Here is an 11,880-nt window from a genome sequence, read left to right as displayed (position 1 = left end):
CTGAAGTGTGGATACCGTCTTATGGAGCAAAACCCGCAGTCACAGCTGAAGCTGCTTGTCACCCGTGGTAAGGAGCAAGGCTACCTGACCTATGCTGAGGTCAATGACCATCTGCCGGAAGATATCATCGACTCGGATCAGATCGAAGATATCATCCAGATGATTAACGACATGGGCATCCAGGTGATGGAAGAAGCCCCGGATGCAGACGATCTGTTGCTGGCTGAAAATACCAATGATGCCGATGAAGATGCGGCAGAGGCTGCTGCGCAGGTGCTATCCAGCGTTGAATCGGAAATTGGTCGCACTACCGATCCGGTTCGCATGTACATGCGTGAAATGGGTACCGTTGAACTGTTGACGCGTGAAGGCGAGATCGATATCGCCAAACGTATCGAAGACGGTATCAACCAGGTTCAGTGTTCTGTCGCCGAGTATCCTGAAGCCATTACTTACCTGCTGGAACAATACGATCGCGTTGAAGCGGGCGAAAGCCGCCTGTCCGACCTGATCACCGGCTTCGTCGATCCTAATGCGGAAGAAGACATCGCCCCGACCGCAACGCACGTAGGCTCCGAGCTGTCGAGCGAAGAAATGGACGATGACGACGAAGAGTCTGAAGACGACGAAGATTCCGAAGACGATAACAGTATCGATCCGGAACTGGCGCGTGAGAAGTTCACCGAACTGCGTGAACAATATGAAACCACCCGTCAAGCCATCAAAGCCCATGGTCGCAGTCATGCGCTGGCAGCACAGGAAATTCTGAACCTGTCTGAAGTCTTCAAACAGTTCCGTCTGGTGCCGAAACAGTTCGATTTCCTGGTTAACAGCATGCGCTCCATGATGGATCGCGTCCGTACTCAGGAACGTTTGATCATCAAACTGTGTGTTGAACAGTGCAAAATGCCGAAGAAAAACTTCGTCACCATGTTCACCGGCAATGAAACTAACAGCACCTGGTTTGCCGCAGCTGTCGCCATGGGCAAGCCGTGGTCTGAAAAGCTGAATGATGTAGAAGAAGACGTCACCCGCAGCCTGCAAAAACTGCAACAGATCGAAGAAGAAACCGGTCTGACAATCGAGCAGGTGAAAGACATCAACCGCCGTATGTCGATTGGTGAAGCAAAAGCACGTCGCGCCAAGAAAGAAATGGTGGAAGCCAACTTACGTCTGGTTATTTCTATCGCGAAGAAATACACCAACCGCGGTTTGCAGTTCCTCGACCTGATTCAGGAAGGCAACATCGGTCTGATGAAAGCGGTAGATAAGTTTGAATATCGCCGTGGTTACAAATTCTCGACCTATGCAACTTGGTGGATCCGTCAGGCGATCACTCGTTCTATCGCCGATCAGGCACGTACCATCCGTATTCCGGTACACATGATTGAGACGATCAATAAACTGAACCGTATCTCTCGTCAGATGTTGCAGGAAATGGGTCGTGAACCGACGCCGGAAGAGTTGGCTGAACGTATGCTGATGCCGGAAGACAAGATCCGTAAAGTGCTGAAGATCGCGAAAGAGCCGATTTCAATGGAAACCCCGATTGGTGATGATGAAGATTCACATTTGGGCGATTTCATTGAAGATACGACGCTGGAGCTGCCGCTGGATTCAGCAACGTCAGAAAGCCTGCGTTCTGCGACACACGACGTACTGGCTGGCCTGACCGCACGTGAAGCGAAAGTCCTGCGTATGCGTTTCGGTATCGATATGAACACCGACCATACGCTGGAAGAAGTGGGCAAACAGTTTGACGTTACGCGTGAACGTATTCGTCAGATCGAAGCGAAAGCGCTGCGTAAACTGCGCCACCCAAGCCGTTCCGAAGTGCTGCGTAGCTTCTTGGATGATTAATTCGGTTCTCAGCTAATCCACATTACATACTAAATAACCTCGGTTCGCCGAGGTTATTTTTTGCCTGTCAGAACGTTCAGATTGAATTTATACGTTATCCTGCAATGCCTGATGCAGTTCCTGATACGACGCCACCAGCGACTCCAGCGTCGCACGATTCAGTCCACTTGGGTTCGGCAGCACCCAAACCTGCGTCTCGCCAATACGCAACGCCTGACGCCCCCACGACACTTTCTTGATACCAAACGCCTGACTGAACGCCTGCTTCCCCAGCACAGCCAACGCACGCGGCTGATAGCGCTTCATCTTCTCAACAATCGCGCTCCCGCCTTGCAGCAGCTCATCTCGCCCTAGCTCGGTGGCTTCAACCGTGGGGCGATCCACCAGCATCGTGATGCCGCATCCGGTGTCCAGCAGATGCTGTTCTTCGGCCGGCGTCAGCAACCGCTCGGTAAACCCTGCCTGATGAATGACTTTCCAGAAGCGGTTACTGGGGTTCGCGAAGTGGTAACCATGATGGGCCGTCGACAACCCAGGGTTAATGCCGCAGAAAACCACCTGAAGATTCATGGCCAGAATATCGGTAATCATGTCGTTCCCTACTTCCGTTGACTATGTCCATCGTAAATTCTGATAAGAATAACAACAAGCTATCTTGAGTACATAAAATCACCACCCAGCAGATAGGCTATAGACCTCTACCCAGACATTACCGTATAATCATCGCCCATTCGGCCCCTTAGCTCAGTGGTTAGAGCAGGCGACTCATAATCGCTTGGTCGCTGGTTCAAGTCCAGCAGGGGCCACCAAATTTAAGGAGTTGCGTTAATAGCGCAGCTCCTTTATTTTTGGGCGTCTGTTTATATTTATCAGAGATGGAAAATCAAAGCAGCCCACGCATTCACGTCTTAATGACCTGCGAACACACGTCGATAAACGCGCGCAGTTTGGGCTGGTTCCTCGCCGCTCTGGAGAAATACAGAAAGAGGCCGTCGTTTCCCGGCGAAAGATCGAGTAGCGCCGCTTCCAGCGTGCCGTTTTCCAGTTCACGTGAGGTATGGAAGGTGGAGGAGTAAATCAATCCGACGCCCCGAACCGCAAGGCTGCGCATCAGTTCCCCATCGTTCACCGTCACCGTGCCCGTTGGCTCAATTCTGACGCTTTCTTTGTTTTCGATAAATTCCCACCGGTAAATATCGCCCTTCTCAGGGCGGCGAAAGCGAATGCATTCGTGATGCATTAAGTCGCGGGTGGCTTTAGGTTTGCCGTGCGTTTTGAAATAGTCCGGCGATCCAAATACCGCCCACTTAAAGGCTGGGGAAAGCCGTATCGCAATCATATCCTGCTCAATGTATGAACCGATCATAATACCGGCATCATAGCCTTCAGAGACGAAATTATCATGGCGGTTGCTCACCGTGATATCGACATGCAAACTCGGCCACGCCTGACGAAATGCAGGGATCAGGGGTTCGATGACGTGGGGCAATGCCAAGCGTTCTACGATCAGCTTTAACGTTCCCGATGGATTTTTTGCCGATTGAGCCACATCTTCAAAACCTGTCGCGATAGCCTGTGCCGCAGGCCCGATTCTCAGCAGCAGGTTTTCTCCCGCTTCCGTCAGCGCCATTTTGCGTGTCGTGCGGTGGAACAGTGGCACACCGAGGCGATGTTCCAGTCTCTGGAGCGACAAACTCACGGAACCCGGTGTTTTACCCAGATCGAGTGCCGCTTTACGGATGCTCAAGCGTTTCGCTATCGCCAGAAATTCTGCCAGTCCATCAAAGCTGTCGGATTGCCCCATCAGGGTTCCTCATCGTCATGCAACACAGGGATCATCAAACGCATTTTACGATAATTTATCACACCAATATAAATTGATTACATCGATTTATTAAACAATATGTCCTGTTATTACCGTCTATTTTCAACCAGTTATCACAGATATAGTGGCGACCATCACCACCTGCTGAAAGGAGTTTTTTATGTCAATCATCAAGCACTGTGCTGGTATTATCGCCGCGATGGCTGTGTTTGCTGCCGCCTCCCCCGCTTTCGCCCAGGCCAATCTAAAAGAAGAGAAGGTCTTAATCGTCGTTTCCAGTCTGGATAGAAAAACCCCCGACCTCGTTGGCGGTTTCTGGTTCCCAGAACTCACTCATCCGGTCGAGGTTTTTGACAAAGCTGGGCTGGATTACGATATCGCCAGTCCTAAAGGCGGGTTGCCTCCGTTTGACGGGTTCGATCTGAAAGATCAGGCGAGTTTGGATTTCTGGACTAACCCGGAACACCGCAACAAACTGGCTAATTCCATCCCACTCGCCAAGGTTGATCCAGCGAAATACACCGCGATCCTGCTCGTTGGTGGACATGGACCGATGTGGGATTTCGTCAACAATCCTGAGTTGATCAGCATCGTACGCACCATGTACGAGAAGAATGACATCATCAGTGCCGTTTGCCACGGTCCGGCAGGCTTGCTGAATGTGAAGCTCAGCAATGGTGAACTGTTGATTAAAGGCCGTCGCCTTACCGGTTTTACTGCGGAAGAAGAAGCGTCCCGTCATTACGACAAGATCGTTCCGTTTGAACTCGAAGCCGCGCTGAAAAAAGATGGTGCAACATTCGAAGAAGCCCCGATCTTTGAGAATAAAGTCGTCGTAGATGGCAGACTGATCACCGGCCAAAACCCGGCATCCGCTCAAGCACTGGGCGAAGCCGTCGTCAACGCACTGAAAGCGAAAGCGTAATTACCGTATCAGCAGGCGTTAGGGGAAAACACCTAACGCCTGTCGGCGCGAGTGATGCCAGCAGAGATGTCGTGACCGGGGTCACATAACCAGACGGGGACATTGCCGCAGAAATTCAGGATTGTATAGTGTCCTAACAAGACGTTACCGCCAATGGCGGGCGAGACTTGGGCAGAGGTGAGTAGCAATACTCTCTTCTGCCCAAGTTTTTTTTTGCCTGTCACTCGGCGGTTCCCAGAGCAGAGCCACAGACCGACGCAGCGTAATGATGTAGAAAACGATGAGGAGAAAAACCATGAAAGCATTCCCCGACGGATTTTTATGGGGCGGTTCAGTCGCAGCAAACCAGGTTGAAGGCGCATGGAATGAAGACGGTAAAGGCGTCTCCACCTCCGATCTTCAGCTACAGGGCGTACATGGTCCGGTGACGGAACGCGATGAGAGCATTCGCTGCATCAAAGATCGGGCCATCGATTTTTATCATCAATACCCGCAGGATATTCAGCTGTTTGCCGAAATGGGGTTCAAGGTGTTGCGCACCTCGATTGCCTGGACGCGCATTTATCCTGAAGGCGATGAAGCAGAGCCCTGCGAAGCCGGTCTGGCCTTCTACGATCGCCTGTTCGATGAAATGGCAAAACATCAGATTCAACCACTGATTACGCTGTCGCATTATGAAATGCCTTACGGGCTGGTGAAAAAACTGGGAGGCTGGGGCAACCGTGCCGTCATCGACCATTTTGAGAAGTATGCCCGTGCCGTTTTCAGTCGCTACAAAGACAAGGTGAAATACTGGCTGACCTTCAATGAAATCAATATGGCGCTGCATTCACCCTTTACGGGCATCGGGCTGAGCGGCGAGCCTTCGAAGAAGGAGATTTATCAGGCTATTCACCACCAGTTGGTTGCCAGCGCACGCGCGGTAAAAGCCTGCCATGACCTGATCCCAGATGCCAAAATCGGCAACATGCTATTGGGCGCGGTGCGCTACCCCATGACCTGCCATCCGAAAGATGTGCTGGAAGCCCAGAACAAGAACCGTGAATGGCTGTTCTTCGGTGATGTACAGGTACGCGGTACCTATCCGGCCTGGATCCAGCGCTATTTCCGGGAAAATGGCGTCGAACTCACCATTACCGCGCAGGACAAAAACGATCTGAGCCACACCGTCGACTTTGTCTCCTTCAGCTATTACATGAGCGGCTGCGCGACCTTCGAGCCAGAGAAATATCAGTCCTCACGCGGCAATATCATCCGCCTGATTCCTAACCCGCACCTTGAGGCCTCCGAATGGGGCTGGCAGATTGACCCCGAAGGCCTGCGCTTCCTGCTGAACGAACTGTATGACCGCTATCAGAAACCGCTGTTCATCGTGGAAAACGGGTTAGGCGCACGCGATGTGGTGGAAGAAGATGGCAGCATTCACGACAGCTACCGTATTGATTACCTGCGTCGCCATCTCATTCAGGTGCGTGAAGCTATCGACGATGGCGTCGAGCTGCTGGGCTACACCAGTTGGGGGCCGATCGATCTGGTCAGCGCGGGAACGGCACAGATGTCAAAACGCTACGGCTTTATTCATGTGGATCGCGATGATGACGGTAAAGGCACACTGGAGCGTCGGCGTAAAGACAGCTTCTACTGGTATCAGGATGTGATTAACAGCAACGGAGCATCGCTGTAACGCTATAGAACATAAGGTGATAGAGAAAATCAGACGGTAAGCTCATGTCTCACCGTCTGATTGATGGCGTTACGCTAGCGCGATAATCGTATCCCCTACCCTCAACTGACGTGTGGTGCCCGGACTGAATAAGTGGTACTCATCCGCATTCGTTACCACCATCGGCGTCACCGTATCGTAGCCCGCGTTTTTGATCGCTTCCAAATCGAATTCCAACAGCAATTGGCCCTTCTGCACTTTGTCGCCTTCTGCAACGTGCATCTGATAGTGCTGACCTTCCAGCTGCACCGTATTGAGACCGACATGAATCAGAATCTCCGCACCGTTCTGCGAAAGAATACCGACGGCATGGCCGCTGGTGAACGTGCTGGCAATCACGCCGTCCACCGGTGAATAAATGCGGCCTTCCTGCGGCAAAATGGCAACGCCCTGCCCAACAACGCCGGACGAGAACACCTTATCGTCCACGTCTTCCAGCAAAATCAGTTCGCCCTTGACTGGCGCTCCCAACTGTTCCGCCGTCGCTGGCGCGTCTTTTAGCGACTGAGCGTTAGCATGCTGGCGTGATACCGGTGCCACAGGTTTAACCGTTGGTGCGTGTGCTGGCGCAGGTGCTTTCTCCGCAGGCTGCACGGGGTCGTCAAATCCAACAATAATGGTCAGCACAAAACTCACCACGAAGGCGATCGCACAGCCGATGAGGAACCCGACAAAGCCTTCGCCGTAGAAAATCGGCAATGTCAGCAAGCCAGGCATCCCCATAGAAACAGCGGAACTTTTCGCATAGCCGACGATAGCGCCCCCGATGGCAGCAGCGATCACCGCGCAGATAAACGGTTTCTTTAACTTCAACGTAACCCCATAAACACCGGGTTCCGTGATGCCAAATAGCGACGCGATAAACGTACTGCCTGCCAACGCTTTGAGCTTTTTATCTTTGGTGCGCACCATCACGCCTAGCAGCGCGCCAGACTGGGCAAAGACCGACGGGCTGGAGGCAGCTTTAAGGTAGCTGTGCCCCATGACGGAAAGATCGTTGATGAACACGGTCACAAAGCCCCAGTGAACGCCAAATATCACTAAGACCTGCCATGACGCAGCCATCAGCGCGCCCGCAATAATCGGGTTGAATTCATAGATACTGACGAATACCGACGCAATGAGCTTACTGGCCGAAATCCCAATCGGCCCGATGGTCATCAGCGTTAGCGGCACCATCAGCACCAACAGAAAGAACGGCGTCAGGATATTGCGCACACTTTCGTGAATATGGCGATTCAGGAAACGCTCGATATACGACATCAGCCACACGCTGAAGATAATCGGAATTACCGAGGCGGTGTATTTCATCATCACCACAGGCAGGCCGAAGAACGTCACAGGCTGACCGGCATCAAATAACCCCTGAATCGTCGGGTAAACCAGCGCACCGGCAATCGACACCGCCACAAAAATGTTGGTTTCAAATTTACGCGCAGCGGTAATCGCCAACAGCATCGGCAGGAAGTAGAACAGGCTGTCGGACGCCGCATGCAGGATGACATAGGTACTTTCTTTGGTATTCAACCACCCGAGCGCCAGGACGATAGCCAGCGCCCCTTTCAGCACCCCCGCCGCCGCCATCGCCCCCAGCAATGGAGTAAAGATCCCGGCAACCAGATCGATCAATCGTCCCATAGCAGAGGTCGATTGCTCGCTTTCAGTCGTCTGGCGTTTTCCGTCGCCGTCTTCCAGCAGCCTGGAGATCGAACCAAAAGTGCGATACACCTCCGGCACCCGGTTCCCGATCACCACTTGCAATTGCCCTGATGCGTTGATAACCGTAATGACGCCTTCCAGCGCCTCAAGCGCAGCCACATCCACCTTACCGTGATCAACAATCTTAAAGCGCAAGCGTGTTGCACAATGCACCAGAGTAGAAACGTTCGTCTCCCCTCCGACCAACCTCAGAATATTTTCAGCGAGCACTTTGCTATTCATAATGACTTCCCGTTTCGTCAATGGCTGCAACTGCCTAATACACGTCATCCCGCTTGTTGTCCGCTGGCCAGCTGGAAAATAAGCAAAAAAAAACCTGGATAAAGCAGCGTGCGGTATACGCTGCTTTATCCAGGTCTCGCCCAGAAACTTCTGGTGACGTCCTTTCCTGTTTTCTAACAAGTTCACGCGGAGAAAGCTATCTCTACGTTTTATTCTGTGAAAACAGTCACTAAATTTTTACCCATCAGACAACGTGGCTCTGCCTGCGGTGCGGTACAAACGAAATGGCGCTTCTCAGAAGAAGCACCATCAACGACGTTACTGCTTACCCTGTTTCTTCAGCCAGGCTTCCATTTGGTCGATCTCCGGCTGCTGGGCTTTAATAATCTCTTCCGCCAGCTTGCGTAATTCAGGATCTTTGCCGTATTGCAATTCCGTCTTCGCCATATCGATCGCGCCGCGGTGATGCGCAATCATCCCTTTAGCAAAGGCAATATCAGGGTCGCTGGACTGTAACCCATCCATCATCTCGGCATGCATCGCATCCATCCCCTTCATATACGCCTGTTGAGACGACGACTCACTCGCTGAACCATGGCCGCTATGCGCGCTGTTAGCGGCAAACGAGAGAACCGGAACCAGCAAGGTCGCCGTTAATAACAAATGGACTTTCTTCATCACAACCTCTCAATCAGTCACAGGTCTTTTTAAGGGTAGACGTTCCAGTAAGGGGAAGGTCAAGGGAGGATTCAGATATCTTCGACCAAACGCAGACACACACGATTACGCCCCTGCGCTTTCGCTTTATAGAGCTGCTCATCTGCCAACCCGATCAAATCGTATGTGTTGCCGCCTTCATACTGGGGAAACGTAACCACGCCAATACTGGTCGTAAAACGGATTTCACGGCCATCGGATAGCACAAGCGGTGTGGATTCCGTCAAATGCCGTAGTGTTTCAGCCATCACTTCGGATTGTTCAGCCGTCAGGTCATAAGCCGCAATAACAAATTCCTCCCCACCCCAGCGGCAAAGAATGTCGTTCGGCCGAATATTCGCGCTCAGCATGCGGGCAAAGCTGGCGATCAATTCATCACCGCTGGCATGGCCGTAGGTATCGTTGACCTGCTTAAAATAATCGATATCCAGAAATAGCAGCGTTAACGGGCGCTTTTTCTTATACGCCAGTGCGCTCTGCCTCCCGTTCAACATACTGAGAAACGCCCGGCGGTTGAAAGTATTCGTGAGCGCATCTTTCAGGCTGTTGCTTCCAATAATTTTAATCAGTCGTCGGTTCATCGAAACAAAATGAGAAACGCTTAACATCGCCATGATGAGCATCGCAATATTCAGCCGCGCCGTGGTAAGAAACGAGTTAATGTACGCTTCAGAATTTGAATTGATGAGGATACCGACCTGATTAATATAGAGATAATTCAGTATTACGCCCGTAGTCGCGCAGAGCAGCGACATGATCGGGAAAGAGTAATTGAACGCACACAGCGTGAGCGGAATAACAGACAGTGTAATCAGGCTGGCATCCAGAAAAAACAGGCTAACTAATAAGAAGATAATAAAGACCAGAAAGGGAAAAATGTTCTCTCTGATGTGCTTCGGACAGAGCGGAATATTCCGCAACGCTCGCAGGATATCCTTACTTTTCAGGAAAAAAAACGCGAGGATAATACCGGTTCCCAGTTGCTCACTGAACCAGTCCATAAACTCGGCATAGCGGTTCCCCGTATCGTAGACATACGCATAAAATCCATACGCTACGCCGGATGAGAACGCACCGACAAACGTCGAAGCGAAAATAATATAAACGTAATATTTGCTGAATTTTTCAAATCTCGACCACTTACCGATAAACCGACACATCAGGCAAAACGCGCACCAAGCCGTTACCACAAAGACCATATTGCACAAACATAACAGCACCTTGGTTTTTAACGGTGAGTTATTGTCCATCAGTAACGCAGCCGACAGCATCGCGGCATAACCCACCAAAAAACCGATACAGATAGAGAACGTTTTACCTTTTATCGTCCCTTTTCTGGCTCTGAAACTAATCATGAGGCAAAAAACCAGAATGTTGGCGGGCCAAAACAGCGACAGATCATCCAGCACCCGAAACCGAAATCCCAGACAGCTCACGATGAGGGTGGTCAAGAACAGAAACGGCATGAATTTTATAGTTTTTAACGTCAAATCGTTATTCATCTGCCCTTTACCGCCCGCTGTCCGATGATTCCATCTGCTTTCTTCGCGTGAGGATAGCATTAATCATTTCCCGACTCACAGCACGATGGTTGCGGGAAAAATAAATAAAAAACCACCGGACAGAGGCATTACCCATCAGGTAATACGTCAATCCGGTGGTCTTAGTGGCTGAGCTATTTCAGATATCGCGCGGATTCATGAAATAACGCGTTATTCCGCAGGAACAGGCTTGCCGTCGGCTTTTGGCGGTTGAGCCAGTCGTTTTTCAAAGCTGTCGTTGTACTGTTTCTTCTGTTCTGGCGTCAGAACGTTGTAAATCTTGTTCTTGGTTTCCAGCCCGTTAAGCATTCTGGCCTTATGTTCCGCGTCGGATTTATCCAACTGCGCCTGTGCTTTTGCAGCATCAAACGACTCTGATGCAATCAGGTTATGCATATCACGACGGTCGTCTTGCATTGCTTTGTGCATTTTCTCGCGGGATGCTTTCATGATGTCTTTAATTTGCTGCTTCTGTGCTTCTGTCAAATTCAGCTCCTTAAACATCTCATCCGGCCCCATCATGCCACGATGCTCCCGCCCCTCTTTCATCATCATCTTGTGTTCTGGGCCTGGACCTTTCTGAGCTTCATTAGCATGCGCGATACCTGCCGCGCCCAATGCCAAAGAAGAAGCAACCAGCATTGCAGTGAGTTTACGCATATTTCATTCCTCTCTCTGAATTGACTTATCAACGGCGGCTGCCGTGCTACGAGAGAAAGTATAGGCTCGACACCTTCAGTTACTTAGAACAAGGGTAAATATCTGCAAGTGTCGGCTCCACATTTGCGGCAATTATGGAGAATGAGGAGGAATTGTGTAAGGAAGCGGAAATATTACGTTAACGAAATAGGGCGTACGAGATATCGCATTAACACTTCGGCACGATATAGCTAAAAATGCCAGCGGTGCGGTTACCGCAGTGAACGTCGAAAAGCACTGGCCTCTTGTGCCAGCGCATCAAGGTGGGCATGAATGACTTTCATTTTCTGAAGCAGCGGATTGCGATCTGGCGAGCTATCCATCGCATTCAACTGCGCAGAGAGCCGTTCAATCTGCGTGCAAAGGTAAGCGTCACGCTCTTTTGCCTGAAGCAACTGCTGCTGGAGGGAATGATGTTGCTGCCGCCACGTCTGTTGCTGACGCTGAACGCTTTGTTCTAACGCACGGAGTGCGCTATCCAGACGATATTCCAACTCTTCCACCCGCATAACGATACCTTTGCCCGATAAACCCGCGGATTATAATGTCACACGCCCCCGACAACAAACACTCCGGCACACGATCCCTTGCCTGCATCTGCTTTCCTCCAATATTCGTAATGACACTAATCACAATAAATAAACATAAA

At 51.0% G+C, this 11,880-nt stretch carries 10 protein-coding genes and 1 tRNA gene; 4 read left to right on the top strand and 7 right to left on the bottom strand.

The features are described 5' to 3' along the window. Positions 1-21: 21 nt before the first annotated feature. Entirely contained in the window at positions 22-1,860 is a 1,839-nt protein-coding gene (rpoD, locus tag H0247_RS12820) for an RNA polymerase sigma factor RpoD (protein ID WP_180742888.1), read from the top strand. Between the two features lie 87 nt (positions 1,861-1,947). On the opposite strand, the gene mug is transcribed toward rpoD, so the two are convergent. Continuing rightward, positions 1,948-2,451: a G/U mismatch-specific DNA glycosylase gene (gene mug, locus H0247_RS12815; RefSeq protein WP_180742887.1), complete on the bottom strand. Its 504-nt coding sequence runs from the start codon at positions 2,449-2,451 to the stop codon at positions 1,948-1,950. A gap of 142 nt (positions 2,452-2,593) precedes the next feature. On the opposite strand from mug, the gene H0247_RS12810 reads away from it, so the two are divergent. Further along, positions 2,594-2,669: transfer RNA gene (locus H0247_RS12810), tRNA-Ile, on the top strand. Between the two features lie 92 nt (positions 2,670-2,761). Here H0247_RS12810 and H0247_RS12805 read toward each other — a convergent pair. Beyond that, entirely contained in the window at positions 2,762-3,664 is a 903-nt protein-coding gene (locus H0247_RS12805) for a LysR family transcriptional regulator (protein ID WP_180742886.1), read from the bottom strand. Between the two features lie 181 nt (positions 3,665-3,845). Here H0247_RS12805 and H0247_RS12800 point away from each other — a divergent pair, with 181 nt between their 5' ends. Both H0247_RS12800 and H0247_RS12795 read left to right on the top strand, forming a co-directional pair. Then, a complete protein-coding gene (locus tag H0247_RS12800; RefSeq protein ID WP_180742885.1) occupies positions 3,846-4,610 on the top strand; it encodes a type 1 glutamine amidotransferase domain-containing protein in 765 nt (254 codons plus the stop codon). A 295-nt stretch (positions 4,611-4,905) separates the two neighbouring features. Then, on the top strand, positions 4,906-6,294 hold the full coding sequence (locus H0247_RS12795; RefSeq protein WP_180742884.1) for a glycoside hydrolase family 1 protein: 1,389 nt from the start codon (positions 4,906-4,908) through the stop codon (positions 6,292-6,294). A 69-nt stretch (positions 6,295-6,363) separates the two neighbouring features. On the opposite strand, the gene H0247_RS12790 is transcribed toward H0247_RS12795, so the two are convergent. The 5 genes from H0247_RS12790 to H0247_RS12770 form a co-directional block, all read right to left on the bottom strand. Then, positions 6,364-8,274, bottom strand: a complete 1,911-nt coding sequence (locus H0247_RS12790; protein ID WP_180742883.1) for a beta-glucoside-specific PTS transporter subunit IIABC — start codon at positions 8,272-8,274, stop codon at positions 6,364-6,366. A 318-nt stretch (positions 8,275-8,592) separates the two neighbouring features. Continuing rightward, positions 8,593-8,952, bottom strand: a complete 360-nt coding sequence (locus H0247_RS12785; RefSeq protein ID WP_180742882.1) for a DUF305 domain-containing protein — start codon at positions 8,950-8,952, stop codon at positions 8,593-8,595. A gap of 71 nt (positions 8,953-9,023) precedes the next feature. Further along, complete coding sequence (locus H0247_RS12780) at positions 9,024-10,493, bottom strand: GGDEF domain-containing protein (protein ID WP_180742939.1); 1,470 nt, start codon at positions 10,491-10,493, stop codon at positions 9,024-9,026. 210 nt (positions 10,494-10,703) lie between these two features. Continuing rightward, positions 10,704-11,192, bottom strand: coding sequence for an ATP-independent periplasmic protein-refolding chaperone Spy (gene spy / locus H0247_RS12775; protein ID WP_180742881.1), 489 nt, complete (start codon positions 11,190-11,192; stop codon positions 10,704-10,706). 251 nt (positions 11,193-11,443) lie between these two features. Next, positions 11,444-11,740: a hypothetical protein gene (locus H0247_RS12770; RefSeq protein WP_180742880.1), complete on the bottom strand. Its 297-nt coding sequence runs from the start codon at positions 11,738-11,740 to the stop codon at positions 11,444-11,446. Between the last annotated feature and the right edge of the window lie 140 nt (positions 11,741-11,880).

The sequence above is a fragment of the Pectobacterium sp. CFBP8739 genome (assembly GCF_013449375.1).
In the GTDB taxonomy this organism is placed as follows: domain Bacteria; phylum Pseudomonadota; class Gammaproteobacteria; order Enterobacterales; family Enterobacteriaceae; genus Pectobacterium.
This window is presented reverse-complemented; position numbering and strand designations above follow the sequence as displayed.